Source organism: Citrobacter sp. Cy070 (assembly GCF_030332245.1).
GTDB lineage: Bacteria > Pseudomonadota > Gammaproteobacteria > Enterobacterales > Enterobacteriaceae > Citrobacter > Citrobacter youngae.
On the sequence record NZ_JAOWIG010000091.1, the window covers coordinates 29,261 to 55,390 of the forward strand.

The 26,130-nt window shown below is 53.0% G+C and carries 27 protein-coding genes; 18 read left to right on the plus strand and 9 right to left on the minus strand.

Translation table 11 applies throughout. From position 1 onward, the window contains the following. On the plus strand, positions 1-832 hold an 832-nt coding region (locus OGY19_RS22030; protein WP_286597212.1), incomplete at its 5' end, for a hypothetical protein. Between the two features lie 144 nt (positions 833-976). Next, entirely contained in the window at positions 977-2,794 is a 1,818-nt protein-coding gene (gene malZ / locus OGY19_RS22035; RefSeq protein ID WP_115600855.1) for a maltodextrin glucosidase, read from the plus strand. Here the strand turns inward: malZ and OGY19_RS22040 are convergent. Continuing rightward, positions 2,788-3,690 (minus strand): LysR family transcriptional regulator, encoded by a 903-nt coding sequence (locus tag OGY19_RS22040; RefSeq protein WP_061067412.1) that lies wholly within the window; start codon positions 3,688-3,690, stop codon positions 2,788-2,790. The genes malZ and OGY19_RS22040 overlap by 7 nt on opposite strands. A 273-nt stretch (positions 3,691-3,963) precedes the next feature. Here OGY19_RS22040 and OGY19_RS22045 point away from each other — a divergent pair, with 273 nt between their 5' ends. From OGY19_RS22045 to OGY19_RS22055, 3 genes are all read left to right on the plus strand, one after another. Further along, positions 3,964-4,605 carry a hydrolase gene (locus OGY19_RS22045; protein WP_048212446.1) on the plus strand — a complete coding sequence of 214 codons (642 nt, stop codon included), beginning with the start codon at positions 3,964-3,966 and terminating at the stop codon, positions 4,603-4,605. Positions 4,606-4,777: 172 nt separating this feature from the next. Next, on the plus strand, positions 4,778-5,323 hold the full coding sequence (locus OGY19_RS22050; RefSeq protein ID WP_005125120.1) for an antibiotic biosynthesis monooxygenase: 546 nt from the start codon (positions 4,778-4,780) through the stop codon (positions 5,321-5,323). A gap of 21 nt (positions 5,324-5,344) precedes the next feature. Next, positions 5,345-7,213, plus strand: coding sequence for an amidohydrolase (locus tag OGY19_RS22055; protein WP_115600853.1), 1,869 nt, complete (start codon positions 5,345-5,347; stop codon positions 7,211-7,213). A 60-nt stretch (positions 7,214-7,273) separates the two neighbouring features. Here OGY19_RS22055 and OGY19_RS22060 read toward each other — a convergent pair whose 3' ends face one another. Beyond that, positions 7,274-7,876 (minus strand): peroxiredoxin, encoded by a 603-nt coding sequence (locus tag OGY19_RS22060; protein WP_048212444.1) that lies wholly within the window; start codon positions 7,874-7,876, stop codon positions 7,274-7,276. Between the two features lie 168 nt (positions 7,877-8,044). Further along, positions 8,045-8,626, minus strand: a complete 582-nt coding sequence (gene acpH / locus OGY19_RS22065) for an ACP phosphodiesterase (protein WP_048212443.1) — start codon at positions 8,624-8,626, stop codon at positions 8,045-8,047. 293 nt (positions 8,627-8,919) lie between these two features. Here acpH and queA point away from each other — a divergent pair, with 293 nt between their 5' ends. From queA to OGY19_RS22100, 7 genes are all read left to right on the plus strand, one after another. Further along, positions 8,920-9,990 (plus strand): tRNA preQ1(34) S-adenosylmethionine ribosyltransferase-isomerase QueA, encoded by a 1,071-nt coding sequence (gene queA, locus OGY19_RS22070; protein WP_115600852.1) that lies wholly within the window; start codon positions 8,920-8,922, stop codon positions 9,988-9,990. 55 nt (positions 9,991-10,045) lie between these two features. Then, the gene (gene tgt / locus OGY19_RS22075) at positions 10,046-11,173 is read left to right on the plus strand and encodes a tRNA guanosine(34) transglycosylase Tgt (RefSeq protein ID WP_003021535.1); all 1,128 of its coding nucleotides are present in this window, start codon (positions 10,046-10,048) and stop codon (positions 11,171-11,173) included. Between the two features lie 22 nt (positions 11,174-11,195). Beyond that, positions 11,196-11,528: a preprotein translocase subunit YajC gene (yajC, locus tag OGY19_RS22080; RefSeq protein ID WP_003021544.1), complete on the plus strand. Its 333-nt coding sequence runs from the start codon at positions 11,196-11,198 to the stop codon at positions 11,526-11,528. Between the two features lie 27 nt (positions 11,529-11,555). After that, positions 11,556-13,403, plus strand: a complete 1,848-nt coding sequence (gene secD / locus OGY19_RS22085) for a protein translocase subunit SecD (protein WP_003021547.1) — start codon at positions 11,556-11,558, stop codon at positions 13,401-13,403. A 10-nt stretch (positions 13,404-13,413) separates the two neighbouring features. Beyond that, positions 13,414-14,385, plus strand: coding sequence for a protein translocase subunit SecF (gene secF, locus OGY19_RS22090; RefSeq protein WP_003021550.1), 972 nt, complete (start codon positions 13,414-13,416; stop codon positions 14,383-14,385). Positions 14,386-14,553: 168 nt separating this feature from the next. Continuing rightward, positions 14,554-14,919, plus strand: coding sequence for a VOC family protein (locus OGY19_RS22095; RefSeq protein WP_003021554.1), 366 nt, complete (start codon positions 14,554-14,556; stop codon positions 14,917-14,919). Between the two features lie 23 nt (positions 14,920-14,942). Next, entirely contained in the window at positions 14,943-15,635 is a 693-nt protein-coding gene (locus OGY19_RS22100; protein ID WP_115600851.1) for a helix-turn-helix transcriptional regulator, read from the plus strand. 45 nt (positions 15,636-15,680) lie between these two features. Here the strand turns inward: OGY19_RS22100 and OGY19_RS22105 are convergent, their stop codons facing one another. Beyond that, positions 15,681-16,544, minus strand: coding sequence for a nucleoside-specific channel-forming protein Tsx (locus OGY19_RS22105; protein ID WP_003021561.1), 864 nt, complete (start codon positions 16,542-16,544; stop codon positions 15,681-15,683). A 422-nt stretch (positions 16,545-16,966) separates the two neighbouring features. Further along, entirely contained in the window at positions 16,967-17,506 is a 540-nt protein-coding gene (locus tag OGY19_RS22110; protein WP_048212439.1) for a SadB/YajI family lipoprotein, read from the minus strand. A 154-nt stretch (positions 17,507-17,660) separates the two neighbouring features. Here OGY19_RS22110 and nrdR point away from each other — a divergent pair, with 154 nt between their 5' ends. The 6 genes from nrdR (at position 17,661) to pgpA (ending at position 21,768) form a co-directional block, all read left to right on the plus strand. Continuing rightward, complete coding sequence (nrdR, locus tag OGY19_RS22115) at positions 17,661-18,110, plus strand: transcriptional regulator NrdR (RefSeq protein WP_016152032.1); 450 nt, start codon at positions 17,661-17,663, stop codon at positions 18,108-18,110. 3 nt (positions 18,111-18,113) lie between these two features. After that, positions 18,114-19,217, plus strand: coding sequence for a bifunctional diaminohydroxyphosphoribosylaminopyrimidine deaminase/5-amino-6-(5-phosphoribosylamino)uracil reductase RibD (gene ribD, locus OGY19_RS22120; RefSeq protein ID WP_115600849.1), 1,104 nt, complete (start codon positions 18,114-18,116; stop codon positions 19,215-19,217). Positions 19,218-19,307: 90 nt separating this feature from the next. Next, on the plus strand, positions 19,308-19,778 hold the full coding sequence (ribH, locus tag OGY19_RS22125) for a 6,7-dimethyl-8-ribityllumazine synthase (protein WP_003021575.1): 471 nt from the start codon (positions 19,308-19,310) through the stop codon (positions 19,776-19,778). 19 nt (positions 19,779-19,797) lie between these two features. Further along, complete coding sequence (gene nusB / locus OGY19_RS22130) at positions 19,798-20,217, plus strand: transcription antitermination factor NusB (RefSeq protein WP_000801129.1); 420 nt, start codon at positions 19,798-19,800, stop codon at positions 20,215-20,217. Between the two features lie 77 nt (positions 20,218-20,294). Beyond that, positions 20,295-21,272: a thiamine-phosphate kinase gene (gene thiL, locus OGY19_RS22135; protein WP_115600848.1), complete on the plus strand. Its 978-nt coding sequence runs from the start codon at positions 20,295-20,297 to the stop codon at positions 21,270-21,272. Beyond that, the gene (gene pgpA, locus OGY19_RS22140) at positions 21,250-21,768 is read left to right on the plus strand and encodes a phosphatidylglycerophosphatase A (RefSeq protein WP_115600847.1); all 519 of its coding nucleotides are present in this window, start codon (positions 21,250-21,252) and stop codon (positions 21,766-21,768) included. Before thiL ends, pgpA begins: the two co-directional genes overlap by 23 nt. A 102-nt stretch (positions 21,769-21,870) precedes the next feature. On the opposite strand, the gene yajO is transcribed toward pgpA, so the two are convergent. Genes yajO through xseB form a run of 4 tightly spaced genes read right to left on the minus strand, consistent with a single transcriptional unit; the run spans position 21,871 to position 25,931 of the window. Beyond that, positions 21,871-22,845: a 1-deoxyxylulose-5-phosphate synthase YajO gene (gene yajO / locus OGY19_RS22145; protein WP_115600846.1), complete on the minus strand. Its 975-nt coding sequence runs from the start codon at positions 22,843-22,845 to the stop codon at positions 21,871-21,873. 56 nt (positions 22,846-22,901) lie between these two features. Continuing rightward, complete coding sequence (dxs, locus tag OGY19_RS22150) at positions 22,902-24,764, minus strand: 1-deoxy-D-xylulose-5-phosphate synthase (RefSeq protein WP_115600845.1); 1,863 nt, start codon at positions 24,762-24,764, stop codon at positions 22,902-22,904. A 24-nt stretch (positions 24,765-24,788) separates the two neighbouring features. Then, positions 24,789-25,688, minus strand: coding sequence for a (2E,6E)-farnesyl diphosphate synthase (gene ispA / locus OGY19_RS22155; protein ID WP_048212434.1), 900 nt, complete (start codon positions 25,686-25,688; stop codon positions 24,789-24,791). After that, positions 25,689-25,931 carry an exodeoxyribonuclease VII small subunit gene (gene xseB / locus OGY19_RS22160; RefSeq protein ID WP_038638224.1) on the minus strand — a complete coding sequence of 81 codons (243 nt, stop codon included), beginning with the start codon at positions 25,929-25,931 and terminating at the stop codon, positions 25,689-25,691. It lies immediately after the preceding gene. Positions 25,932-26,130 lie beyond the last annotated feature (199 nt).

Below are 26,130 nucleotides of genomic sequence, written 5' to 3' on the forward strand. Positions count from 1 at the left end.
TGTGCACAAGCAGGCGTCGGTGCAGACCCCTCCGCAGGTGCCGCTCCGTACAGATGTGCATAAGCAGGCGTCGGTGCAGAATACCCCACGGCCTGCACCCCCTGGAGCAGAAGACTTGCGGAGGTCGGAGTTAAAACGTGAAGTTCTTCTACAGCCAGAAACAAAGGTAATGAGTAATCCAAAGAGCCATGTAGCGAAAAATGCAACTATTCAAGCGGAGAATGTCGCTAAGGTAAAAAACGACGTTGTAAAGAAAAATAGTGTTCCAGAAAAAAAATCACTTAAGAATAAAATCCTGCAATTTTTTAGTATTCACCACAGCAAGGATGCCTTGCTAAATCTGGAACAGAGAAAAGCTTTAGCTTATGAAAATAGGGACTTAATTAATAAAGGTGTTAGGAATATTCTTGCTCTCGATGTATCTCAAAGTAATGGCTCAACACGTCTTGAAGCATTTGGGGTTTTTAGGGGGGCGCATCTCGAAGCCAATAACACTAAAACATATTTTCAAGAAACCATAAATAAAATGGCTGAAGGTAATGGAGAGCTGTTTAATGGTGGTGACGATGTAGTTGCTTTCTTTAATATATTCAAATATGCCATCAATCAGGCATACACTGAAATGAAAAGTGGTCAAGACAAGGAGACAGCCAAGGATGCTTTCAACGAAATGGTGTCATTGCTCGGTTCAATGCAACAGCATTTTGCCAATGCCGATAAAAATACCTATAACTTTAATAATGTAGCGCAAGTTATGTTCAGTGGTATGCCTGAAGCGCTCTCCCATCTAAATTTGGAAAAGCCTACTTTCAATTTGCCTGATGGCCAATAAGTATTCATTGTTTACCGGGTAGTCTGACGTTACCCGGTAATTTTCTCCTCCCCCGCACTCCTCCCCCAATAAACGTTAAGATGATGAGTGATCCTGTACTTCGCTATGGCAAGGTGTCGTCATTATCATCAAAGGGGATACGTGATGTTGAACGCCTGGCACCTTCCGGTTGCCCCATTTGTGAAGCAAAACAAAGATCAACTGACGATTACATTATGGCTGGCAGGGGAAAATCCTCCTCAGCGGGTGACGCTACGCGCGGAAAACGATAACGAAGAAATTTCTCTGAGCATGCACAAACTGCGTAGCCAACCGCAGCCGGGCGTGAACGCGTGGCGAGCGGCGATCGATCTTACCAGCGGACAGCCCCGCCGACGCTATAGCTTTAAATTACTGTGGCGCGATCGCCAGTTGTGGTTCACCCCGCAGGGATTCAACCGCTTTCCGCCTGCGCGTCTGGAGCAGTTTGCTGTTGATGTACCGGATAACGGTCCGCAGTGGGTTGCCGATCAGATTTTTTATCAGATTTTCCCGGATCGCTTTGCCCGCAGCCAGTCGCGTGAAGCGACTCAGGATAACGTCTATTACCACCACGCGGCCGGACACGACATCGTGCGGCGCGAATGGGATGAACCGCTTACGGCTCAGGCCGGTGGTTCGACGTTTTATGGCGGAGATTTGGACGGCATCAGCGAGAAACTGCCGTATCTGAAGACGTTAGGGGTAACGGCGCTGTATCTGAATCCGGTGTTTATCGCGCCGAGCGTACATAAATATGATACTGAAGATTACCGCCATGTTGATCCGCTGTTTGGCGGCGACAGGGCGCTGCTGCGCCTGCGTCACAATACGCAACAGCAGGGCATGCGGCTGATTCTGGACGGTGTCTTTAACCATAGCGGCGATTCGCATGCCTGGTTTGATCGACATCATCGCGGGACGGACGGGGCGTGCCATAACCCAAACTCCCCCTGGCGCGACTGGTACCATTTCTCTGATGATGGGGTTGCGCTGGACTGGTTGGGGTACTCAAGCCTACCCAAACTGGACTTTTCCTCTGAAAGCCTGGTAAATGAAATTTATCGTGGCGAAGACAGCATTGTTCGCCACTGGCTAAAAGCACCGTGGAGTATGGACGGCTGGCGTCTGGATGTCGTGCATATGCTGGGAGAGGCCGGTGGCGCACGTAATAACTTGCAGCATGTCGCCGGAATTACGCAGGCGGCGAAAGAAACCCAGCCAGAGGCGTATGTGGTGGGTGAACATTTTGGCGATGCGCGTCAGTGGTTGCAGGCCGATGCGGAAGATGCCGCCATGAACTATCGCGGTTTTACTTTCCCCCTCTGGGGATTCCTCGCCAATACCGATATTTCATACGACCCACAATCTATTGACGCTCAGACCTGTATGGCGTGGATGGATAGCTACCGCGCGGGGTTGTCGCATCAGCAGCAGTTGCGGATGTTTAATCAGCTCGACAGCCACGATACCGCCCGTTTTAAATCTCTGCTTGGTAAAGACGTTGCACGGTTACCGCTGGCGGTGGTGTGGTTATTTACCTGGCCTGGCGTGCCCTGTATTTACTACGGCGACGAAGTGGGGCTGGATGGAAATAACGATCCTTTTTGTCGCAAACCGTTCCCGTGGCAGCCTGAAAAACAGGACGCTGACCTGCTGGCGTTGTATCAGCGTCTGGCCAAATTACGTCACCAGATCCAGGCGCTACGCCACGGTGGGTGCCAGGTGATTTACGCCGAGGATAACGTGGTGGTGTTTGCACGCGTGCTAAACCGCCAGCGCGTGTTGGTGGCGATAAACCGCGGCCACGCTTGTGAAGTCGTGCTGCCAGCCTCACCGTTGCTCAATGTCAGTCAATGGCAGCACAAAGAGGGCAAAGGCCAACTCGTCGATGATATCCTGACGCTGCCCGCAATATCGGCTTCAGTCTGGATGAGTCATTGATACAAGCGCGCAATTTCCCCACTGGCCAGCAGCGCGTCTCGCCACCAGCGCTGCGCCAGTCCTTCGCTACTATTGCGCCATGCCATATAGGCGACATCTTTTTGACGAAATGAGATAACCTTCTTTTCCACCAGTTCACCGCTGGCAATCCATGGGCTGGCAATGTGGCGGGGGAGAAATCCGCAGCCCATTCCCGCCCGCAGCAGCATCACCTTACTGTGGAAATCATCGACGCGAATTTGCGCCTGTTCATCCATCAGGTTGGTCTGTAATGGGTGGCAAAAGCGAGCGCTGTCGCTGATAACAATCGCCCGGTGCAGACACAATTGCTCATTCGTCAGGTCATCAGGCGCGCTCGCCAGCGGGTGTCCTGGGGCGACGACAAAGACATTGTCCAGCGTGCCGAGCATTTTGTAGGACCAGGCCGCTGACGTTGGTGGTTCATTAATCGCCCCCAGAATGATATCTGCTCCATTATGGGTCAGCTCCTCCCATGAACCCGCCAGCGTATGGTGGGTGAAGTTGAGACGGGTTTGTTTATTAAGTGCATGAAATTCATCAATAATAGGTAGCAGCGCGGCAAAGGGAAAAGAATCATCGAGCGCTATTGCCAACTCCTTTTCCCAGCCGGAACTTAGCTGTATTGCCTGCTTTTCGAGATCTTTTGCCGCACTCAGCAGTAGACGCCCCTTTTCCAGCATCATCCGTCCGGTGTCGGTGAATTTTGCCCGGTGTCCGGAACGGTCAAGCAATTCGATGTTCAGATCGCTTTCCAGCTTCTGAATCATATAGCTGAGTGCCGCAGGGGTTTTAAACAGCGATTCGGCCGCCGCAGCAAATGACCCCTGTTTGTCGAGTGCGTCGAGGATCAGCAGAACATCCAGATTGAGGCGCATAAGCAGAAAATATCCTGAAAATTAAACCCCTCTGTTTTACCGAATGGAGAAAAACAATGCCAGTGAATAAATTAGATGAGTCATGCGCATTTTTTTGATGTTGTTTAGGATATATCGCAACACAGAACGAATAGTTTCACAGGACGGTAAGTTTTCTTTAATAACTCGTTAGAAATTTCCCGCTATACTCAACAAGCTTTCTGATTCAGGATCCTGCTGCTGACGGCAGATACAGACCGTTACCTTTTAACTTATTGATTAAGAAGGTGTGCTATGTCTATTCGGGAACTGATTGACCCTCAAAACTCTACGCTAATTTTTATTGACCATCAGCCGCAAATGTCATTTGGTGTGGCGAATATTGATCGCCAGACATTGAAAAATAATACCGTTGCATTAGCCAAAACCGGGAAAATATTCAATGTTCCAGTAATTTATACTTCAGTAGAAACGAAAAGTTTTAGCGGATATATCTGGCCGGAATTGTTAGCTGTTCATCCTGATGTGAAACCGATTGAACGCACCTCTATGAACTCCTGGGAAGATGCAGCCTTTGTTAAGGCGGTAGAAGCGACCGGGCGTAAAAAACTGATTATTTCCGCGTTGTGGACCGAAGTGTGCCTGACCTTCCCGGCGCTGATGGCGCTGGAAGCGGGCTACGAAGTGTATGTGGTAACAGACACTTCAGGCGGCACGTCGGTGGATGCCCATGAACGTTCCATCGATCGCATGGTGCAGGCGGGTGCTGTACCTGTGACCTGGCAACAGGTTCTTCTTGAGTACCAGCGCGACTGGTCCCGCAAAGAAACCTACGACGCCGTTATGGATTTGGTGCGTGAACACAGCGGCGCCTACGGTATGGGTGTGGATTACGCGTATACCATGGTGCATGGCGCGCCGGAACGTAAAGCCTGAATACACGCCATCTTTCATGTTGCCTCTTTGTTGGCTTAGTTTGCGTACCCCGGTCACTGACTTATGTAAGTGACCGGGGCTACACAATCTTGCCGCCTCGATGTTTCACGAATAATTGTGTATTGCTTTCATGGCTTAAGCAGGTCAATTTCCCTTTAGCAAGGAACCTTTCATGGCGCAGAACAAACATGTGACGTTGGTAATTACTCACACCCTGCGGCCTGACCAGGCGCAGCGTTATGAGCAGTGGTTGGGGAAAATCATGCCGCTGGCCGCCGAGTTTCCCGGACATCTTGGGGCGAATGTCATTCGACCCACAGATGGACAAAATCTGTGGAACATCATCATTCGCTTCGACACCCTTGAGCATCTGTATAACTGGACTCAATCTGATACGCGCCGGGAGCTGGTTGAAGAAATTGCGCCGCTGCTGGCCGAAGGCGATAAAACAGAAGTGCGCACCGAAGCGGCCTTCTGGTTTACGCCGCCAGCCCCCCATGTACGTCAGCCCAAACGTTGGAAGCAGTTTTTGATAACGCTGCTGGTGATTTTCCCCAGTACCAACCTGGTGCCGTGGCTGACCGGTATTCTGCTGCCTTCAATGAAAGGCTCGTTACTCCTGCATCTGATTAATGATGCCTGTGTGGTTGCGCTGGTGGTCTGGTTGTGGATGCCCATCGTAACCCGTCTGTTTGCCGGATGGCTGAAAAAAGCCTGACCGGTTTCTCAGGAGATTGTTATGTCTCAAACTGCCACACTGATTCTGACTCACGGAAAAATTCATACTCTCGAAAAGCAAAGCCCGCAGGTAGAGGCGGTGGCGATCGCTAACGGGAAGATCCTCGCGACGGGTAGTCACGATCGGGTAATGAGCTTTGCGACCGACGGTACGCAGATTGTCGATCTGCAGGGACACACCGTGATCCCGGGTTTAAATGATTCGCACCTGCACCTCATTCGCGGTGGGTTGAACTACAACCTGGAGCTGCGCTGGGAAGGTGTCCCATCGCTCGCAGATGCGCTGCGCATGCTCAAAGAGCAAGCCGATCGGACGCCGTCTCCGCAATGGGTACGGGTGGTCGGCGGCTGGAGCGAGTTTCAGTTTGCCGAACGGCGCATGCCAACCCTGGAAGAACTGAATGAAGCTGCTCCGGATACCCCAGTTTTTGTTCTGCATCTCTACGACCGGGCTTTGCTGAACCGCGCTGCGTTGAAAGCCGTCGGCTACACCAAAGCGACGCCGGATCCGGCGGGCGGTGAGATTGTGCGTGACAGCAACGGCAATCCAACCGGAATGTTGATAGCCAAACCGAACGCCATGATCCTCTATTCGACGCTGGCGAAAGGGCCAAAACTGCCGTTAGAGATGCAGGTTAACTCGACCCGCCAGTTTATGCGTGAACTGAACCGACTGGGGCTGACCAGCGCCATCGATGCCGGCGGCGGCTTCCAGAACTACCCGGAAGATTACGAGATCATCGAGCAACTGCACGCGAACCAGCAGATGACGGTGCGTATTGCCTACAACCTGTTTACCCAGCGTCCGAAGCAGGAAGTGGAAGACTTTGAGCGCTGGACGGATATGCTCAAACCCGGGCAGGGAACCGATTTCTATCGTGCTAACGGGGCAGGGGAAATGTTGGTCTTCTCGGCGGCTGACTTCGAAGATTTCCTGCAGCCACGCCCGGATTTACCGGAAGGGATGGAAGAGGAACTGGAGCGCGTGGTGCGCCACCTGGTGGAACATCGTTGGCCGTTCCGCCTGCATGCCACCTACGATGAATCCATCAGCCGCATGCTCGACGTGTTTGAGAAGGTGAACCGTGACATTCCGTTCAATGGCCTGCACTGGTTCTTCGATCACGCCGAAACGATTACTGAACGCAACATCGAGCGGGTAAAAGCGCTGGGCGGTGGCATTGCAGTTCAGCACCGTATGGCATTCCAGGGCGAGTATTTTATCGATCGCTATGGCAAAGAGGCGGTTAAACATACGCCGCCGGTGGCGAAAATGCTGGCGGCTGATGTGCCGGTTGGCCTGGGTACCGATGCTACGCGCGTGGCAAGTTACAACCCGTGGACAGCGTTGTACTGGCTGGTATCAGGACGCACCGTTGGCGGTATGGCGATGTATGATGATAACAACCGTCTGGCGCGCGATGTGGCGCTGGAACTGTGGACAGCAGGCAGTGCCTGGTTCTCCAGCGAGCAGGGTAAGAAAGGGCGTATTGAAAAGGATCAACTGGCAGATCTGGTGGTGCTGTCAAAAGACTATTTCAGCGTGCCGGAAGAAGAGATCAAAGGCATTGAGTCGGTGATGACGATTGTCGACGGCAAGGTTGTTTATGCCGCCGGACATTTCACCCCACTAGCACCGCCGGCCATCCCGGTTGTACCTGACTGGTCGCCGGTAGTGAAGGTGCCGGGGCACTATCGCTCAGCGCCTCCTGCTGCGGCAAAAATTGGCGCAATGGTGCAGATGCATCAGTGCTGTGGCAGCTGCGGCGTACACGGTCATCAGCATGATATAGCGCGTAAATCGGGGATTCCTGTGTCAGATGACCGGGCCTTCTGGGGGGCGCTCGGTTGTTCCTGCTTCGCGTTTTAACGGACGGGTCAGAGCCAATAAAAAAGGCCGCTTTTGCGGCCTTTTTTCGATTCATGCCAATTACAGGCTGGAAACGTTTTCAGTCAGGTATTTTGCTACGCCGTCCGGAGAGGCGTTCATACCTTCTTTACCTTTTTCCCACTGTGCCGGGCAAACGTCGCCGTGTTCTTCGTGGAACTGCAGCGCGTCAACCATACGCAGCATTTCGTCGATGTTACGACCCAGCGGCAGGTCGTTAACCACCTGGTGACGAACAACGCCGTTAGCGTCGATCAGGAAAGAACCACGCAGAGCAACGCCCGCTTCCGGGTGCTCGATGCCGTAGGCTTTCTGGATTTCGCGTTTGATGTCAGCAACCATTGCGTATTTCACTGCACCGATGCCGCCTTTGTCGACAGGGGTGTTACGCCATGCGTTGTGGACAAATTCAGAGTCAAAAGAAACGCCAACCACTTCTACGCCGCGCTTCTGGAATTCTTCGTAACGCTTGTCGAATGCGATCAGTTCAGACGGGCAAACGAAGGTGAAGTCCATCGGCCAGAAGAACAGAACGGTGGTTTTACCGTTGGTATGCTGTTTGAAGTTGAAGTTATCAACAATCTCACCGCTACCCAGTACCGCAGCTGCTGTGAAATCCGGAGCCTGACGAGTTACCAGTACCATATAATTCTCCTGCAAAGTTAAGGGGTTTTTGGAACGCAACGCGGGCCAGTATAGAGAGTGTTCGGGAATAAGACAAAGAGGCGCTGGCAATCAATGAGACAGGTTTTGTCTATCAATCTTTTGCCGGATGACGGCTACTGCTTATCCGGCGCGTCATGCGGGCTACAATCAAAGGGTTTTACGCCGCGCCTGGTCCATCATTTGCGGATAAAACTGCCAGAATCGTTCTTCTAACGCATCGTAATGCGTATTGAGGTCATACCATGAGTCGCGTAGGGCATCGAGACGTGGACGGCGACTGGCCATGCCGTTGAGTACGTTCTGGATAAAATCCATGTCGCGATAGCGCTCAAGCCATTTCTCTGACCACATATAATTGTTCAGATTAATAAAGCGCGGCGGTGATTCTGGCAGAATAGTGGCAACCTGGGTGTGCGCGTAGCGCACAAAATCCGTCAGTGGGAAATCGGGAGAGATTTCCGACCAGTGGCGCGACAGAAAATGATCCCACATGACGTCCAGTGTAATCGGTGCGACGCGACGCGTTTCGCTACGAAACCACTCCTTGGCTTCACGCACCTGTGGCAGGTTATCGGTCATTACGTCGATGCGACGGTGCATGAAGATGCCTTCCACCACGTCGGGCGAATAGTGCGTTTGGGGATTACCCCGGACAAAATCGGCCAGCAGATTGCCGGAAAGCGAGCTATCGGCAAGGTGGGCCAGATGCAAATGTGCAAGAAAATTCATATCCACTTCATCCTTCAAACTGCCTCTTTGTTAGCTGCTGAGTTACTCGTCTCGTCCTGAGACTCGCCCTTACGGGCCGTCGCTTTGCGACGTTCAAATCTGTTCCTGACAGATTTGTCACTCACCCCAGTCACTTACTTGAGTAAGCTCCGGGGACTCATTCAGTTGCCGCCTCGATGCATCTTGAATGATTTTGTGTATAGATTATGTCTCTTAACTTGAGGGGTAAAGGTTGCAGGGAGAACGCCCCGGCACTAGACTACCCGCCTCTTATTTTAGTCTGAGTCAGTGTCATGCGCGTTACCGATTTCACCTTTGAATTACCCGAATCCCTGATTGCCCACTATCCGCAAGCTGAGCGCAGCAGTTGCCGCTTGCTGTCACTGGATGGGCCGACGGGCGCGCTGACGCACGGTACTTTCACTGATTTGCTCGATAAGCTCAACCCTGGAGATCTGCTGGTCTTTAATAATACCCGCGTGATCCCGGCTCGTCTGTTTGGCCGTAAAGCCAGTGGCGGCAAGATTGAAGTGCTGGTCGAGCGTATGCTGGATGACAAACGTATTCTGGCGCATATTCGTGCTTCAAAAGCGCCGAAGCCGGGCGCAGAGCTGCTGCTGGGCGATGACGAAAGCATTAAAGCAACGATGGTGGCGCGCCATGACGCGCTGTTTGAAGTTGAGTTTAACGACGAACGCAGTGTGCTGGATATTCTGAACGCCATCGGCCACATGCCGCTGCCGCCATATATCGATCGTCCGGATGAAGACGCCGACCGCGAGCTGTACCAGACCGTGTACAGCGAAAAACCGGGCGCGGTCGCCGCGCCGACCGCCGGTCTGCACTTTGACGAACCACTGTTGGCAAAACTGCGTGATAAAGGCATTGAGATGGCGTTCGTTACGCTACACGTCGGCGCGGGTACTTTCCAGCCGGTGCGCGTAGACACCATCGAAGATCACATCATGCACTCCGAGTATGCGGAAGTGCCGCAGGATGTGGTTGATGCTGTGCTGGCGGCGAAAGCCCGCGGCAACCGCGTGATTGCAGTAGGTACCACCTCCGTACGTTCACTGGAAAGCGCAGCGCAGGCAGCCAAAAACGACCTTATTGAACCGTTCTTCGGCGATACGCAGATCTTCATCTATCCAGGCTATCAATACAAAGTGATAGACGCGTTGGTGACCAACTTCCATCTGCCGGAATCGACGCTGATCATGCTGGTTTCCGCATTTGCTGGCTACAAAAACACCATGCGCGCCTATCATGAAGCGGTAAAAGCGGAATATCGCTTTTTTAGTTACGGTGATGCCATGTTTATCACGTACAATCCGCAGGCTATTTCTGAGCGTGTCGGGGAATAAGTTTCCGGCATGAGTGTTTAAAACGTCGGACTGTTTTTCTGACGCAGGAGTGAAGATGAAATTTGAACTGGATACCACAGACGGTCGCGCTCGCCGCGGCCGCCTGGTTTTTGATCGTGGCGTAGTGGAAACGCCTGCTTTTATGCCGGTCGGTACTTACGGCACAGTAAAAGGTATGACGCCGGAAGAAGTTGAAGCGACCGGCGCACAGATCATCCTGGGCAACACTTTCCACCTGTGGCTGCGCCCGGGTCAGGAAATCATGAAGCTGCACGGCGATCTGCACGATTTCATGCAGTGGAAAGGCCCAATCCTCACCGATTCTGGTGGCTTCCAGGTATTCAGTCTGGGCGACATCCGTAAGATAACCGAACAAGGCGTGCATTTCCGTAACCCGATCAACGGCGATCCGATTTTCCTCGATCCTGAGAAGTCGATGGAGATTCAATACGATCTCGGTTCCGATATCGTGATGATCTTCGACGAATGTACACCGTATCCTGCCGACTGGGACTATGCTAAACGCTCGATGGAGATGTCTTTGCGTTGGGCGAAGCGCAGCCGTGACCGTTTTGATAGCCTCGGCAACAAAAATGCGCTTTTTGGCATCATTCAGGGCAGTGTTTACGAAGATTTACGTGATATCTCCGTCAAAGGTCTGGTAGATATCGGCTTTGATGGCTACGCTGTCGGCGGTTTGGCTGTTGGTGAACCGAAGGAAGATATGCACCGCATTCTGGAGCATGTTTGCCCGCAGATTCCGGCTGATAAACCGCGTTACCTGATGGGCGTCGGTAAACCAGAAGATCTGGTTGAAGGCGTGCGTCGCGGTATCGATATGTTTGACTGCGTGATGCCAACGCGAAATGCCCGTAATGGTCATTTGTTTGTGACTGACGGCGTGGTAAAAATTCGTAACGCGAAACATAAAAGCGACACCAGTCCGCTCGATGCTGAGTGTGATTGCTACACCTGTCGCAATTATTCGCGCGCTTACTTGCATCATCTTGACCGTTGCAACGAAATATTGGGCGCGCGACTCAACACGATTCATAACCTTCGCTACTACCAGCGTTTGATGGCGGGTTTACGCAAGGCTATTGAAGAGGGTAAATTAGAGAGCTTCGTGACCGATTTTTACCAACGTCAGGGTAGACCAGTTCCACCTGTGAACGTTGATTAATTTTAATAATGAGGGAATTTGAATGAGCTTTTTTATTTCTGATGCGGTAGCGGCAACAGGTGCTCCGGCGCAGGGCAGCCCGATGTCTCTGATTCTGATGCTGGTGGTGTTTGGTCTGATTTTCTACTTCATGATCCTGCGCCCGCAGCAAAAGCGTACCAAAGAACACAAAAATCTGATGAACTCCATTGCGAAAGGCGATGAAGTGCTGACTAACGGTGGTCTGGTGGGTCGCGTGACCAAAGTAGCAGAATCTGGCTACATCGCTATCGCGCTGAACGACACCACTGAAGTGGTTATTAAACGTGATTTCGTAGCTGCCGTTCTGCCGAAAGGCACCATGAAGGCGCTGTAATTTATTGTTTTCCCAAAGGGAACTGCCGTGTTAAACCGTTATCCTTTGTGGAAGTATGTCATGCTGATCGTCGTTATTGTCGTCGGTCTGCTCTATGCGCTTCCCAACCTGTATGGTGAGGATCCGGCTGTTCAAATCACTGGCGTGCGCGGTGCCGCCGCCAGTGAGCAAACGCTGATCCAGGTCCAGAAAACGTTACAAGAAGATAAAATCACACCTAAGTCTGTGGCTCTGGAAGAGGGTGCTATTCTCGCGCGCTTCGACTCCACTGATACCCAACTGCGCGCACGTGAAGTATTAATGGGCGTGCTGGGCGATCAATACGTCGTGGCGCTTAACCTTGCTCCGGCAACCCCGCGCTGGCTGGCAGCCATTCACGCAGAACCGATGAAACTCGGTCTTGACCTGCGTGGCGGCGTTCACTTCCTGATGGAAGTGGATATGGACACCGCGTTGAGTAAGTTGCAGGAACAAAATATTGATAGCCTGCGCAGCGATCTGCGTGAAAAAGGCATTCCTTATACTACCGTTCGCAAAGAAGATAACTACGGTCTGAGCATCACCTTCCGTGATAGCAGCGCCCGTGATGAAGCTATCTCTTACCTGAGCAAGCGTCACCAGGATTTGGTTATTTCCAGCCAGGGCAGCAATGCACTGCGTGCGGTAATGACCGATGCGCGTCTGAGCGAAGCCCGTGAATACGCGGTACAGCAGAACATCAACATTCTGCGTAACCGTGTTAACCAACTGGGTGTTGCTGAGCCGGTTGTACAACGTCAGGGTGCTGACCGCATCGTGGTCGAACTGCCGGGTATTCAGGATACCGCGCGTGCGAAAGAAATTCTGGGCGCAACCGCGACGCTGGAGTTCCGTCTGGTAAACACCAACGTTGACCAGTCCGCTGCGGCATCGGGTCGTGTTCCGGGTGATTCGGAAGTGAAACAGTCTCGTGAAGGTCAGCCTGTTGTGCTGTACAAGCGCGTGATCCTGACCGGTGACCATATCACCGACTCCACTTCCAGCCAGGACGAATACAATCAGCCGCAGGTTAACATCTCGCTGGATAGCGCGGGTGGTAACATTATGTCCAACTTCACCAAGGACAACATCGGTAAGCCGATGGCGACCCTGTTCGTGGAGTACAAAGACAGCGGTAAGAAAGATGCTAACGGTCGTGCCGTACTGGTGAAACAGGAAGAGGTGATTAACATTGCCAATATCCAGTCTCGCCTGGGTAACAGCTTCCGTATCACCGGTATCAACAACCCGAACGAAGCGCGTCAGCTCTCTCTGCTGCTGCGTGCCGGTGCGCTGATTGCGCCGATTCAGATTGTTGAAGAACGTACCATCGGCCCAACCCTGGGTATGCAGAACATTAAACAGGGTCTGGAAGCGTGTCTGGCCGGTCTGGTGGTGTCTATCCTGTTCATGATCTTCTTCTATAAGAAGTTCGGTCTGATTGCGACCAGTGCGCTGATTGCTAACCTGGTGCTGATTGTCGGTATTATGTCGCTACTGCCGGGCGCTACGCTGAGTATGCCGGGGATTGCGGGGATCGTCTTAACCCTTGCCGTCGCGGTCGATGCGAACGTACTGATCAACGAACGTATCAAAGAAGAGTTGAGTAACGGGCGTTCGGTGCAGCAGGCCATCAACGAAGGTTATGCGGGCGCATTTAGCTCCATCTTTGATGCGAACATTACGACGCTGATCAAGGTCATCATCCTGTACGCAGTTGGCACCGGGGCAATTAAAGGGTTCGCGATTACTACCGGTATTGGTGTGGCGACGTCGATGTTTACCGCGATTGTCGGTACACGTGCCATCGTAAACCTGTTGTATGGCGGCAAGCGCGTCAAAAAGCTGTCAATCTGAGGAGTGCGAAGTGGCACAGGAATATACTGTTGAACAATTAAACCACGGCCGTAAAGTCTGGGACTTTATGCGCTGGGACTACTGGGCTTTCGGCATTTCAGGTTTCCTGCTGATTGCGGCCATCGTGGTGATGGGCGTACGCGGGTTTAACTGGGGTCTCGATTTCACCGGTGGTACGGTTATTGAAATCACGCTGGAAAAACCGGCCGATATGGACGTGATGCGCGATGCGCTGGAGAAAGCGGGCTTTGTTGATCCGCTTCTGCAGAACTTCGGCAGCAGCCACGACATTATGGTACGTATGCCGCCAACTGAAGGTGCAGACGGCGGTCAGGTGCTGGGCAGCAAAGTGTTGAGTGTGATTAACGAATCCACCAACCAAAACGCCGCGGTGAAGCGAATTGAATTCGTGGGTCCGAGCGTGGGGGCTGATCTGGCGCAAACCGGTGCGATGGCGCTGATGGCGGCGCTGATCTCCATCCTGGTGTACGTCGGTTTCCGCTTTGAGTGGCGACTGGCGGCGGGGGTGGTTATCGCTCTGGCGCACGACGTGATTATCACACTTGGGATCCTGTCGTTGTTCCATATCGAGATTGACCTGACTATCGTCGCATCACTGATGTCGGTAATCGGTTACTCGCTGAACGACAGTATCGTTGTATCTGACCGTATTCGTGAAAACTTCCGCAAGATTCGTCGCGGTACGCCTTACGAAATCTTTAACGTGTCACTGACTCAAACGCTGCACCGTACGTTGATTACGTCCGGTACAACGTTGATGGTTATTCTGATGCTGTTCCTGTTCGGTGGTCCGGTACTGGAAGGCTTCTCGCTGACGATGCTGATCGGTGTTTCCATCGGTACCGCATCTTCTATCTACGTGGCATCGGCGCTGGCGCTGAAGCTGGGTATGAAGCGTGAGCACATGCTGCAGCAGAAGGTCGAGAAAGAAGGGGCGGATCAACCGTCGATTCTTCCTTAACCATTAAGAGTAAAGATACTGGAATCCCGATCGTAAGGTCGGGATTTTTTTTGCCTGTGAATTAGCGACAGGCAATTATCTTTTCCTGTCGCCACACTACTGACAGTATGCTGTCAGTAGCCCTGTCTTATAGTCCTTCTGAGATTACCCACACAGGCAGGAGGAAGTATGAGCAACGTAATTAATTGGTTTGAAATCCCCGTAGCACAAATGGATCGCGCCATTGCTTTTTATGAACCAGTGATGCAGGTTTCTTTGCGTCGGGAGAACATGGACTGCGCGGAGCTGGCCGTATTTCCGCATCAGGATCCCGCTCCCGGCGGGGCGCTGGCTAAATTTGACGGTATTACGCCTTCAGCGCAGGGCGCTATTATTTACCTGCATACGGACGATTTGGCTGCAACGCTTGAACGCGTCGCCACCGCTGGTGGCCAGTGCGTGTTTGGCCCGCTTGAACTGGGGCAAGACATTGGCACGATTGCGCTGTTTACTGACAGCGAAGGCAATCGCGTTGGTTTACATCAACCCGCGTAATTTTTTCAGGACTGACGATTAATATGACCAGACGCGCCGACCGCTTGTTTCAGATTGTACAAATCCTGCGTGGCAGGCGAGTGACAACGGCGGCGCTGCTGGCAGAACGTCTGGAGGTGTCTGAACGGACGATTTATCGCGATATCCGCGATCTCTCTTTATCCGGCGTGCCCATTGAAGGCGAAGTGGGTAGTGGATACCGCTTAATGGCGGGGTTTGATCTGCCGCCGTTGATGCTAACCCAGCACGAATCAGAAGCGTTGATGGTAGCGATTCGGTTGCTGAAAACATGGGGCGGGGATTCACTCTCACAGGCGCTGGAATCAGCACAGGAAAAAGTGTTGGCGATATTACCGCCAGAGAGTCGGCGCAGAGCCGAGCAAACGCGGATTTTCGCACCTGATTTTGGTAATCAGCCGCATTCACGCAGTGCGTTCGATCTCATTCATCGCGCGGTTTCGGCGCAGCAGGCGCTGGCGCTGCATTATCGCGATGAGTCCGGGAATCTCTCCTGGCGCGACGTTCAGCCGCTGGGATTATTTTTCTGGGGCGAGCACTGGCTGCTCGTTGCCTGGTGTGAAAAACGTGACGATTATCGCTGTTTTCGCGTTGATCGTTGTCTGAAGATCACGCCGCTTAACAGGTATTTTTGCGAATCAGCGGATCGATCGCTAAGTGACTTTTTACGTAAAGTACGCTGTGAAGACCGGCCATAAAAAAGCCAGCGGTTAAGCTGGCTTGTCTGCGATAGATTGGCTGGATTAGAAGTTGTAACCCACAACCAGGTAACCACCCCAACCGGTAGATTTCGCGCTGAAATCGCCTTCGCCCCAGTTCAGAGTATCCCCACCTTTCCACTGGCCGCCGTTGTGGAAGTAACGCGCCACTACGGAGTAGTGCCAGTGATCGTAGTTCAGCGCCAGAACGTGGCTGGAAGCGATAGAGTTGCTGGTGCGGTTCGGATCGTCACCCAAATCTGAGCCCCAGTCGAAGTTGGTGAAGCCGATGTAGGTCAACTGGCCGCCCCATACCTGGGTGATCGGCACAAAGTATTTCACTTTGAAACGGTAGCCATCCCACTCGTTTTCGTTGGATGCGCCATAGTTCTGCCACTGGTATTTAGCATACACGTTCAGAGACAGACCCATCGGCAGACCGGTATCGATATCGGTACCCAGACCCATATACCAGGTGCTCTGGCGGCTGGCTTTGTTATCACCCATATCGTAGATGTAGTTGTTGGCGAAATACCATTCTTTGAACGGACCGAAGCTCAGGTCAGCGCCGGTCAGCTTGTCGATGGAGAAACGCGGTTCGATTTCCATAAACAGCGGGGAACCGTCAGACCAGATACCTTTATCGTTGCCGTTACCCCAGTCGAAGGTTTTAGGAATATCGATGTAGCCATAGAAGTCAAACCAGTCTTTTTTGGCAAACGCTTCATATTCCAGATACACGTCGTTGTTCAGTTTCGGGGAGAAACGGGTGTGGTAGCTACCCACCACGTTGACGCTCTGGTGCCACCAGTCGGACAGATATTGCGGTTTGTCATTTTCTGCCGCGTTGGCAGTAAAAGACGAGGAGAGCGCCAGCACTGCACCGGCTGCAAGTAATGTTTTTTTCATATGTATGCCACTGTTTGAAATCCCTTTCGGGATAGAAAAATGCGCAATTTGCGTTTCTATACACTTCATCCTTCAAGCCGCCTCTTTGTTGGCTGCCTTTGCTCACCCCTGTCACTTACTGATGTAAGCTCCAGGGATTCACGCAGTTGCCGCCTTGATACGTCTTGCATGATTTTGTGTAGAAATATTTCGTGTTTCTTCGGTGCCTATTATAAAAATCATTGTTCACAAAAATATGTTTTGTTTCACAGTTCTATCATTTGCGTAATCGATTGCGTTCACGTTTGCGTACTTTAGGCGGCGAATTGTACTGGCTCCGGTGAATGTTGCCAAGTTTTACCGGAAATATCGCTTATGTCAGAGGAGTAACAAAATTGGCGGGAGTGATGTTGCGGAACGCACAAAAACGTTCCGCAAAAAGTTTATTGACTAACAGGTTGGATGTCGTGGATGCGAACAAAACCTAACTGATCTGGAGACAGTCCGTTTAACTGCAATGGAATGTCTACATCACTGGGGGCAAGAATACTTGCCGGGGCGTTGACCAATTGGTTGTGAACGTTCACTTCCTGATAGTTGTCCGTGGTGCCCTGAATTTGCCCGTATTCGACGGTGGCGCTAAAGGCGGGTAAAGGCGTGTTGGATTCACCCTGAATCCGCAGCGTCAGGCGCGTACCGTCGGCGTTCGGCGCAATATTTATCAGCGACATACGTAACGTGCCTATCTGGCTGTCCAGTCGGGCAGGGGTTTTGGAACCTGGCAGCAGATAGACGCCGCTGGTTGATTTTGCGTTCAACATATTTTGTTGAGTAATTTTTACCGTTTCCTGATTTAGCTGCGTCATCTCTTTATTCAACGTGCTAACACTTTGATGCATCTGGCGTACTTCGCTTTGCTGTGCGCAGGCGCTTAGGCTAAAGAGACTTCCCACCAGGAGAATTCTTAGGTAACGTCTTGTCATTGTGATTACTTCCTTTATTGTCGCGATAGCATAATGGTAGTGCGCACTGAGCGCGAAGGCATCGATCCTTTGTCTCAAAAGCGTTGCGCCTTTGTTGTCACGCCAGTTCAGGGTAAAATAGATTCCGGTCAACCACTGAGGTACAGGACGCCGTATGCATTGCCCATTCTGTTTCGCCGTAGACACTAAGGTAATTGACTCTCGTCTTGTCGGCGAGGGCTCCTCAGTACGCCGCCGTCGGCAGTGTCTGGTCTGTAACGAACGTTTCACCACTTTTGAAGTGGCTGAACTAGTCATGCCGCGCGTTGTGAAAAGCAACGATGTGCGTGAACCCTTTAATGAAGATAAGCTGCGCAGCGGCATGCTCAGAGCGCTTGAGAAACGTCCGGTCAGCTCTGATGACGTCGAAATGGCGTTGAACCATATCAAATCACAACTGCGTGCGACTGGCGAGCGTGAGGTGCCGAGCAAGATGATTGGCAACCTGGTGATGGAGCAGTTGAAAAAACTCGATAAAGTCGCCTACATCCGCTTTGCTTCGGTTTACCGGAGTTTCGAAGATATCAAAGAATTTGGCGAGGAGATTGCTCGCCTACAGGACTAAGCCATGCAGGATGAATTATACATGGCGCGCGCGCTGAAGCTTGCTGCGCGCGGACGTTTTACCACTCACCCCAATCCCAACGTGGGCTGCGTGATTGTTAAAGATGGGGAGATCGTCGGTGAAGGGTATCATCACCGCGCGGGCGAACCACATGCCGAAGTCCATGCCCTGCGGATGGCGGGAGAAAAAGCACAAGGTGCAACCGCCTATGTCACGCTTGAACCTTGTAGCCATCATGGCCGTACGCCGCCGTGCTGCGATGCGTTGATTGCCGCAGGTGTATCGCGTGTGGTTGCGGCGATGCAGGATCCCAATCCGCAGGTCGCAGGACGTGGGCTCTACCGTTTGCAGCAGGCGGGCATTGATGTCAGCCACGGGCTGATGATGAGCGAAGTTGAGCAACTGAATAAAGGCTTCCTTAAGCGTATGCGTACCGGATTCCCTTATGTGCAGCTTAAGCTTGGCGCCTCGCTTGATGGCCGTACGGCGATGGCCAGCGGTGAAAGCCAGTGGATTACCTCACCACAGGCGCGCCGCGATGTGCAACGTTTACGCGCGCAAAGCCATGCCATTTTAACCAGTAGCGCTACGGTGTTAGCCGACGACCCTCAGCTTACCGTGCGTTGGTCGGAGCTTGGGGAATCAACTCAGGCGAGTTACCCGCAGGAAGAGCTGCGCCAGCCAATCCGCATTGTTCTGGATAGCCAGAATCAGGTCACGCCGGAGCATCGTATTGTGCAACAGCCTGGAGAAACCTGGATTGTCCGGACTGAAGACGACCCTCGTAGCTGGCCGGAGACGGTTCGTAGCCTGAAGGTGCCGGAACATAACGGGCATCTGGATCTGGTGGTGCTGATGATGCAACTGGGCAAACAGCAAATTAACAGCATTTGGGTAGAAGCAGGCCCAACGCTCGCGGGGGCATTATTACAGGCCGGTTTGGTCGATGAGCTAATCGTGTATGTTGCGCCTAAACTGTTAGGCAGCGATGCGCGAGGATTATGTGTGCTTCCAGGCCTTGAGAAACTGGTTGACGCCCCCCATTTCAAATTCAATGAGATACGCCAGGTGGGCCCGGACGTTTGCCTGCATTTAACGACTGCGTGAGGCTTTCTGATTTAGAGGAAGCAGCGCACAGAATATTATGATAAAATCCGCCCCCCTTACGGGGCTATAAATCGAACCCGAAGGAAGAATATGAACATTATTGAAGCTAACGTTGCTACCCCGGACGCTCGCGTCGCCATCACCATTGCGCGTTTCAACAACTTTATCAATGACAGCCTGCTGGAAGGTGCGATCGACGCCCTGAAACGTATTGGTCAGGTTAAAGATGAAAACATTACCGTTGTTTGGGTTCCAGGTGCCTATGAGCTGCCGCTGGCGGCTGACGCTCTGGCGAAAACCGGTAAATACGACGCGGTGATTGCGCTCGGTACGGTGATCCGTGGCGGTACCGCGCACTTCGAATATGTGGCTGGCGGTGCAAGCAATGGCCTGGCGCATGTCGCTCAGGACAGCGGCATTCCGGTAGCCTTCGGTGTTCTGACCACCGAAAGTATTGAACAAGCCATCGAACGTGCTGGCACTAAAGCCGGCAACAAAGGCGCAGAAGCTGCACTGACTGCGCTTGAAATGATTAATGTATTGAAAGCCATCAAGGCCTGATTTTTGTAAGGGGAAATCCGTGAAACCTGCTGCTCGTCGCCGCGCCCGTGAGTGTGCCGTCCAGGCGCTCTACTCCTGGCAGTTGTCCCAGAACGACATCGCTGATGTTGAATACCAGTTCCTGGCGGAACAGGACGTAAAAGATGTCGACGTTCTGTATTTCCGTGAACTGCTGTCCGGGGTGGCGACTAACAGCGCGTACCTGGATGGCTTAATGAAGCCTTACCTGTCTCGCCTGCTGGAAGAGCTGGGTCAGGTAGAAAAAGCCGTGCTGCGTATTGCGCTGTTTGAACTGTCTAAACGTAGCGATGTGCCATACAAAGTGGCCATCAACGAAGCGATTGAACTGGCGAAAACCTTCGGCGCTGAAGACAGCCACAAATTCGTCAACGGCGTACTGGATAAAGCAGCACCTGTGATTCGCCCCAACAAAAAGTAATTCCGAGGCCGGTCGGATGGTGGAACATGTTTCCGCTATCCCCGGCTTTTTCTTTTTTTTCTGCTGAGGCATAACGTATGGCATGCGGCGAATTTTCCCTGATTGCCCGTTATTTTGACCGCGTAAGAACCTCTCGTCTTGATGTCGAAACCGGTATTGGTGACGATTGCGCACTTCTGAACATCCCTGAAAAACAGACGCTGGCGATCAGTACCGATACGCTGGTAGCTGGTAACCACTTCCTCCCTGACATTGATCCGACCGATCTCGCCTGGAAAGCGCTGGCGGTGAATTTGAGCGATCTGGCGGCGATGGGGGCGGACCCTGCATGGCTGACGTTAGCGCTCACGTTACCTGACGTCGATGAAGCCTGGCTTGAAGCCTTCAGCGATGGCCTGTTTGAACTGCTGAATTACTATGATATGCAGCTGATTGGCGGTGACACCACGCGTGGGCCACTGTCGATGACGTTGGGTATCCATGGCTACGTTCCTGTAGGACGGGCCTTAAAACGCTCCGGAGCGAAACCAGGAGACTGGATTTATGTTACCGGTACGCCGGGAGACAGCGCGGCGGGGCTGGCGATTTTACAGAATCGGTTGCAGGTTGGAGATGCAAAAGACGCAGACTATCTGCTTAAACGTCATCTGCGGCCAACGCCGCGCATCTTGCAGGGACAAGCCCTGCGCGATCTGGCCAGTGCCGCTATCGATATTTCCGACGGCCTGATTTCCGATTTGGGGCATATCGTTAATGCCAGCGGCTGCGGCGCGCGGGTTAACGTTGATTCGCTGCCTTACTCTCCGGCATTTGCCCAACACGTGGAATCGGAACAGGCGCTGCGCTGGGCGCTCTCGGGGGGGGAAGATTATGAGTTATGCTTTACCGTACCGGAAATTAACCGTGGCGCGCTGGACGTGGCGCTGGGGAATCTCGGCGCAGCGTTTACCTGCATTGGGCAGATGAGCGCGGACGTGGAAGGCATTCACTTTACGCGCGACGGAAAACCCGTCACGTTCGACTGGAAAGGATATGACCATTTTGCAGCGCCTTAAAAAAGATGTCGCCAAAAGTCGCCTGAGTATGCGCAACCCGTGGCACTTGTTGGCCACCGGTTTTGGCAGCGGACTGAGTCCAATTGTTCCTGGCACCATGGGATCGCTGGCGGCGATCCCATTTTGGTATTTAATGACCTTTCTGCCGTGGCAGCTGTATTCGCTGGTGGTCATGTTGTCTATCTGTATTGGCGTTTATCTGTGCCATCAAACGGCGAAAGATATGGGCGTGCACGATCACGGCAGCATTGTCTGGGACGAGTTTGTCGGGATGTGGATAACCCTGATGGCGCTACCAACCAACGACTGGCAGTGGGTTGCCGCGGGTTTTGTGATTTTCCGTATCCTGGATATGTGGAAGCCGTGGCCGATCCGCTGGTTTGATCGCAACGTGCATGGCGGTACAGGGATCATGATCGACGATATTGTGGCCGGAATACTCTCTGCCGGAATTTTGTATTTTATCGGTCATCACTGGCCGGTAGGTATTATTTAACCCTTTTGGGGGCTGTTGTAGGCCCGATAAGCGTCGCTCCATCGGGCAATCAGTGCTGGATGCGTTATGCTTATCCGGCCTACAATTAGCAATCGCCAATGCTTATTTAAATCCCACCACCGGATGCTGTTTGTACGGCGTTTCCAGCTCGGCTACCTGCTCTGGTTTCAGCGTTAAATCCACCGCATTAAGCAACTCATCCAGCTGTTCCTCACGCGACGTACCGATAATCGGCGCGGCCACACCGGGTTTACTCAGTAGCCAGGCCAGCGCAACCTGTGCACGCGTGACGCCTAATTCTTCACTGATACCGGCCAGCCGTGCGGCAATTTGCGCATCGTTTTCATCGCTCTCGTTGTACAAATTTTTACCGACTTCATCGGAAACCAGACGTGCCGTCGTTTCTCCCCACGGGCGCGTCAGGCGACCACGCGCCAGCGGACTCCATGGGATCACCGCCACACCTTCCTGATAGCACAGTGGCAGCATTTCGCGTTCTTCTTCGCGGTATATCAGATTGTAGTGATCCTGCATGCTAACGAACTGCGCCCAGCCGTGTTGCTTCTGTATGGCCAGCGCCTGAGCAAACTGCGAAGCGTGCATGGATGAGGCACCGATATAGCGCGCTTTACCTGCTTTCACTACGTCGTTTAGAGCCTCCAGGGTTTCTTCAATAGGTGTGTTGTAATCCCAGCGGTGAATTTGCAGGATGTCGACATAGTCCATACCCAGACGTCTGAGGCTGTCGTCGATTGAGCGCAGGATTTGTGCGCGGGATAATCCTTCCGGCAGGTCGTCAACCTGATGAAAAACCTTGGTGGCGACCACGACATCTTCACGGCGTGCGAAATCACGCAGCGCGCGACCGACAATCTCTTCGCTGCTGCCAGCGGAGTAGCTGTTGGCGGTATCAAAAAAGTTAATACCGCCCTCAAGGGCGTGTTTGATTATCGGACGGCTACTTTCTTCCGGTAGCGTCCAGGCGTGATTGCCGCGATTGGGTTCGCCAAACGTCATGCAGCCCAGACAAAGGCGGGAGACCCGAAGGTCTGTTTTTCCTAAGGTGTTGTATTGCATAAATTCGCTCCTGCTTAGCGTGTTATTCATTAAGCATAGCAGGAGCGAGGGGGGGATTATGCCAGCCAGGCCTTGATTTTGGCCTCAATTCCGGTGGCATTCAGGCCCAGTTCGGCGCGAGCCTCGTCCTGAGTTCCCTGGGGAATGAAGAAATCAGGCAGGCCAATGTTCAGTACCGGAACGGGCTTACGATGTGCCATCAGTACTTCGTTTACGCCGCTGCCAGCACCGCCCATAATGGCGTTCTCTTCAATGGTGACCAGCACTTCGTGTTGGGCAGCCATTTCCAGGATCAGCGTTTCATCCAGCGGTTTCACAAAGCGCATATCCACCAGCGTGGCGTTCATCGACTCTGCGACCTGAGCGGCTTCCGGCATCAGGGTACCGAAGTTGAGAATTGCCACTTTCTCCCCGTGACGTTTCACTATACCTTTCCCGATAGGCAGTTGTTCCAGCGGGGTCAACTCTACGCCCACCGCGTTACCGCGTGGGTAGCGCACGACCGTTGGACCGTCGTTGTAGTGATAGCCGGTGAACAGCATTTGGCGGCATTCGTTTTCATCACTCGGGGTCATGATGACCATTTCCGGGATGCAGCGCAGGAAGGAGAGATCGAACGCTCCCTGGTGGGTTTGTCCATCTGCGCCCACAATACCCGCCCGGTCGACGGCGAACAGGACCGGCAGTTTCTGAATGGCGACATCATGCAGCACCTGATCGTACGCGCGTTGCAGAAAAGTAGAGTAAATCGCCACGACCGGCTTATAGCCGCCAATCGCCAGACCGGCAGCAAACGTCACCGCGTGCTGCTCGGCAATCGCCACATCGAAGTAGCGGTCCGGGAACTTACGGGAAAACTCCACCATGCCGGAGCCTTCGCGCATTGCCGGGGTGATCGCCATCAGCTTATTGTCTTTCGCCGCGGTTTCGCACAGCCAGTCACCGAAGATTTTTGAATAGCTCGGCAGGCCGCCGCTGCTTTTCGGCAGGCATCCGCTGGACGGATCGAATTTTGGTACCGCGTGGAAGGTGATTGGATCTTTTTCTGCCGGCTCGTAACCACGACCTTTTTTGGTCATGATGTGCAGGAACTGCGGGCCTTTCAGATCGCGCATGTTCTTCAGTGTGGTGATAAGCCCTAGCACGTCGTGACCGTCCACCGGACCGATATAGTTAAAGCCCAGTTCTTCAAACAGCGTACCCGGAACAACCATGCCTTTGATGTGTTCTTCGGTACGTTTGAGCAGCTCTTTAATCGGCGGTACGCCGGAGAACACTTTCTTCCCGCCTTCGCGCAGCGAGGAGTAAAGTTTGCCGGAGAGCAATTGCGCCAGGTGGTTGTTCAGCGCACCGACATTTTCTGAGATCGACATTTCGTTGTCGTTCAGAATAACCAACATGTCGGGTTTAATATCACCCGCGTGGTTCATCGCTTCAAACGCCATGCCAGCAGTGATGGCGCCATCGCCAATCACGCAGACGGTACGACGTTCTTTGCCTTCTTTCTCAGCGGCAACCGCAATACCGATGCCAGCGCTGATGGAGGTTGAGGAGTGCCCAACGCTCAGTACGTCATACTCGCTCTCACCGCGCCACGGGAACGGATGCAAACCGCCTTTCTGGCGAATCGTGCCGATTTTATCGCGGCGGCCGGTCAGGATTTTGTGCGGATAAGCCTGATGTCCCACATCCCAGATTAACTGGTCAAACGGGGTGTTGTAGACATAGTGCAGCGCGACGGTGAGTTCCACCGTGCCCAGACCAGAGGCGAAGTGCCCGCTGGAACGGCTCACGCTGTCGAGCAAATAGCGGCGCAGTTCGTCGCAAAGCTTTGGCAGGCTCTCTTTCGGCAGCAGGCGTAACTCCTGGGTGGAGTCGACCAGCGCCAGGGTCGGGTATTTGGCTATATCAAAACTCATCGCAAGCTCATGGGATATGTTGGTTTATTTATCACGCTGGATTATGTAGTCCGCTAGCGCTTCCAGTGCCGAGGTATCGAGTGACTGTGCGGCCAGCAGATTCAGCGACTGGCGGGCATCTTCGATTAAATCCCGGGCTTTATTCCGGGCTTGCTCAAGACCCAGAAGTGCAGGATAGGTACTTTTGCCAAGCTGCTGGTCAGCACCCTGACGTTTACCCAATGTTGCAGTATCGCCTACCACATCCAGTATGTCATCCTGAACCTGGAAGGCCAGACCGATGCTTTCTGCGTATTTGTCGAGTATTGCCAGGCATTCTCGCCCTTTATCGCCTGCGCTCAATGCGCCCAGACGTACGGCGGCGCGAATCAATGCCCCGGTTTTGTGGCGGTGAATACGCTCCAGCGCATCCAGCTCAACCTGATGGCCTTCGGCTGCCAGATCCAGCGCCTGGCCGCCGCACATACCGGCGATACCGCTGGCCTGAGCCAGTTCAGAGATCATCGCGATGCGGTCACGGTCAGACACTTCCGGCATCGGGGCGTCGCTGATAATAGAGAATGCCAGCGTTTGCAGCGCATCACCGGCCAGAATCGCATTCGCTTCGCCAAACTTGACGTGGCAAGTCGGCAGACCGCGGCGCAGGTCATCATCGTCCATCGCGGGTAAATCATCGTGCATCAGTGAATAAGCATGGATGCACTCGACGGCTGCAGCGGGAGCATCAAGCGTACTCAGGCTGACGCCAAACATCTGGCCGGTCGCGTACACCAGGAACGGGCGCAGACGTTTACCGCCTAATAATGCGCCATATTGCATGGTTTCGACCACGGGAGTGTTCTGAAAGGGCAGTGGCGCGATAAAACGGCTCAGTGCCTGGTTGGCCTGCTCAACGCAAGCCTGTAGCTGCTGCGTAAAATCCATTTACTCATTATCCGGTGTAAAAGGCGTAAGGGCGGCGTCTTCAGTATCTGACAGCAGGATTTGCACGCGCTGTTCAGCCTGTTGCAATTTAACCTGTCCCTGACGCGCCAACTGTACGCCGCGTTCGAATTCGTTCAGCGCTTCTTCCAGCGGCAGGTCGCCGCTTTCCAGGCGGGTAACAATCTGTTCCAGCTCGCTCAGCGCTGTTTCAAAACTGGCTGGCGCTTCATTTTTCTTCGGCATAATGAATGTCTGACTCTCTGTATTGGCAGCACAAGACTATGGTAACGGACTCGCACTGATAAGCAAATAACGCGCAATGGTAAGGCGATGTGCACAGGATGACCATGATGGTGGTATACTTGCGCGCCTGGATGCAGCCGCAGGGTATGGGCTGCTGTATTTTTTCCCATTACAAGTCATTCAGACTTGCCAAAGAACC

Coding starts and splice junctions, on each gene's coding strand:
- OGY19_RS22100 (WP_115600851.1), top strand. CDS start 14,943: ATGACCAGACGCGCCGACCGCTTGTTTCAGATTGTACAAATCCTGCGT.
- OGY19_RS22045 (WP_048212446.1), top strand. CDS start 3,964: ATGTCTATTCGGGAACTGATTGACCCTCAAAACTCTACGCTAATTTTT.
- OGY19_RS22095 (WP_003021554.1), top strand. CDS start 14,554: ATGAGCAACGTAATTAATTGGTTTGAAATCCCCGTAGCACAAATGGAT.
- xseB (WP_038638224.1), bottom strand. CDS start 25,931: ATGCCGAAGAAAAATGAAGCGCCAGCCAGTTTTGAAACAGCGCTGAGC.
- acpH (WP_048212443.1), bottom strand. CDS start 8,626: ATGAATTTTCTTGCACATTTGCATCTGGCCCACCTTGCCGATAGCTCG.
- OGY19_RS22055 (WP_115600853.1), top strand. CDS start 5,345: ATGTCTCAAACTGCCACACTGATTCTGACTCACGGAAAAATTCATACT.
- yajC (WP_003021544.1), top strand. CDS start 11,196: ATGAGCTTTTTTATTTCTGATGCGGTAGCGGCAACAGGTGCTCCGGCG.
- thiL (WP_115600848.1), top strand. CDS start 20,295: ATGGCATGCGGCGAATTTTCCCTGATTGCCCGTTATTTTGACCGCGTA.
- OGY19_RS22105 (WP_003021561.1), bottom strand. CDS start 16,544: ATGAAAAAAACATTACTTGCAGCCGGTGCAGTGCTGGCGCTCTCCTCG.
- tgt (WP_003021535.1), top strand. CDS start 10,046: ATGAAATTTGAACTGGATACCACAGACGGTCGCGCTCGCCGCGGCCGC.
- queA (WP_115600852.1), top strand. CDS start 8,920: ATGCGCGTTACCGATTTCACCTTTGAATTACCCGAATCCCTGATTGCC.
- malZ (WP_115600855.1), top strand. CDS start 977: ATGTTGAACGCCTGGCACCTTCCGGTTGCCCCATTTGTGAAGCAAAAC.
- ribH (WP_003021575.1), top strand. CDS start 19,308: ATGAACATTATTGAAGCTAACGTTGCTACCCCGGACGCTCGCGTCGCC.
- ribD (WP_115600849.1), top strand. CDS start 18,114: ATGCAGGATGAATTATACATGGCGCGCGCGCTGAAGCTTGCTGCGCGC.
- OGY19_RS22050 (WP_005125120.1), top strand. CDS start 4,778: ATGGCGCAGAACAAACATGTGACGTTGGTAATTACTCACACCCTGCGG.
- nrdR (WP_016152032.1), top strand. CDS start 17,661: ATGCATTGCCCATTCTGTTTCGCCGTAGACACTAAGGTAATTGACTCT.
- pgpA (WP_115600847.1), top strand. CDS start 21,250: ATGACCATTTTGCAGCGCCTTAAAAAAGATGTCGCCAAAAGTCGCCTG.
- ispA (WP_048212434.1), bottom strand. CDS start 25,688: ATGGATTTTACGCAGCAGCTACAGGCTTGCGTTGAGCAGGCCAACCAG.
- dxs (WP_115600845.1), bottom strand. CDS start 24,764: ATGAGTTTTGATATAGCCAAATACCCGACCCTGGCGCTGGTCGACTCC.
- OGY19_RS22110 (WP_048212439.1), bottom strand. CDS start 17,506: ATGACAAGACGTTACCTAAGAATTCTCCTGGTGGGAAGTCTCTTTAGC.
- OGY19_RS22060 (WP_048212444.1), bottom strand. CDS start 7,876: ATGGTACTGGTAACTCGTCAGGCTCCGGATTTCACAGCAGCTGCGGTA.
- OGY19_RS22040 (WP_061067412.1), bottom strand. CDS start 3,690: ATGCGCCTCAATCTGGATGTTCTGCTGATCCTCGACGCACTCGACAAA.
- yajO (WP_115600846.1), bottom strand. CDS start 22,845: ATGCAATACAACACCTTAGGAAAAACAGACCTTCGGGTCTCCCGCCTT.